Annotated in this window: 1 protein-coding gene; it reads right to left on the bottom strand. The window is 52.8% G+C overall.

The annotated features are described in order from the left end of the window. The coding region (locus tag AC0QH1_RS00485; RefSeq protein WP_324628776.1) for a hypothetical protein at window positions 1–243 on the bottom strand (243 nt) is incomplete at its 3' end. Between the last annotated feature and the right edge of the window lie 130 nt (window positions 244–373).

Raw genomic sequence — 373 nt, 5'->3', positions numbered from 1 at the left:
GAGGACGAAATAATCGCCGCCTCCCGCCATCCAGCTTTCCGCATTCTTCGCCGCCTGTTTTTGGATTACTACCCCACCCAGGGTGACGAGTTCGGGATTGTGCGCCTGAGTCATCGTCTCGCTTCCTCCGGTGGTTTCTGCTTCTGTGGTTCTGTCGCATCCCGCCGCTGTAGTGGCCAACATCAGCGCAAACCCCAGGGCGAGGGCGCGCATGGGAACCATTTTGGGCTTGATTTGAGTCATGGTTTTGTTGCCGGTTAAGGTTGATGGGTAATTTATCAACGTTTTAGCTGATGATCGGCACAGTCTTTAAATTGTTTCGGTAAAGTTTTCCATAATTTTTCTCTCGCCAACGGGTTTCCCTACCGCCGGG

It is taken from the genome of Phormidium sp. CCY1219, assembly GCF_055795085.1.
This window is presented reverse-complemented; position numbering and strand designations above follow the sequence as displayed.